The sequence below is a fragment of the Chloracidobacterium sp. genome, assembly GCA_025057975.1.
GTDB lineage: Bacteria > Acidobacteriota > Blastocatellia > Chloracidobacteriales > Chloracidobacteriaceae > Chloracidobacterium.
Map to the genome: position 1 here is coordinate 1 of JANWUV010000033.1, position 983 is coordinate 983.

2 protein-coding genes and 1 pseudogene are annotated in these 983 nt (G+C 43.8%); all 3 read right to left on the reverse strand.

All coding sequences use genetic code 11. The features are described from left to right. Nucleotides 1-126: 126 nt before the first annotated feature. On the reverse strand, nt 127-393 hold the full coding sequence (locus tag NZ585_14885; GenBank protein MCS7081317.1) for a hypothetical protein: 267 nt from the start codon (nt 391-393) through the stop codon (nt 127-129). 5 nt (nt 394-398) lie between these two features. Beyond that, complete coding sequence (locus NZ585_14890; protein MCS7081318.1) at nt 399-695, reverse strand: hypothetical protein; 297 nt, start codon at nt 693-695, stop codon at nt 399-401. A gap of 204 nt (nt 696-899) precedes the next feature. Then, nucleotides 900-980, reverse strand: a pseudogene (locus NZ585_14895) (hypothetical protein). Nucleotides 981-983 lie beyond the last annotated feature (3 nt).

Here is a 983-nt window from a genome sequence, read left to right on the forward strand (position 1 = left end):
ACTGGTCGGCGTTGTCATACGTATAGGTCTCCACCCGCGCCGGCGCGCTTCCCAACCGCCGCGTCCAACTCGTAATATTTCCTTTCTCCTCTTCTCTCAACTTAGATATGAGAGCTTTGTACGCCCTTACTTTTCTTTTTCTTCCTTCTCTTTTTGTCTTCTATCCCTTTCAATCATAGAAACCGCTAAGAGTAAAGCATTAAATACAATAATAGTATTGGCAGTGATACTCCTATCTATTGATGAATAAAGCGATCTTATCGAACTAAAAATTACTTTATTTCCTGTATTTTCATTTTCTATTCTTTCAATTTGACGATAAAATTTCTCTCGCTCTATACCATGAAATACCAACGCAGCAACAAAAAGCAATACCACTAGAATCATTTTCATCACATTCACCTCTGCCCGCATTCAGGATTACAAGCAATGATAGCATCGGTAATACAGTCTGAATAATTTTGACTTGCATCTCTCATGTCCTTGGTCATTCCCATAATCAGACCTGCAATCGCGGCTTCTTGTGCCACATTGCAAGCTATGAGACCAGCCGGGTTACCAAGGTTTGCATTGATACAAACTATATATACGGCTGTTGCTAAAGAAGCTAAGGCTATAAAAGTACTTATAATATCTCGATTTTTCTCTTCTAAAGTCTGACTACATCTTTTATATTTAGGTTGCAAACACTCCAAACACCGATTAGGCTTACTGTCTGGACAGGATTTCGAGCCAGATCGAGGAATTGTAATCGGGTAAGGCCTCCAAGTCCTCCCCCTACCTCTCCTTGTTGGATCCGGTCCGGCAGGCAGATACGGAAGAAGAGGGTTAGCCGGCGGAGAGTAGATGACAAGAGGCTCGTTTCGTGGGCCGCCTCCCGGCGATTGCAGCCCCAGTCGATCAATAGACGTTAGTGGATTATTTTCAACGTATCCGTACAGATTCAGCCCGCCGGTTTCCCCAATCGGGTCGCGGCTCAGCCA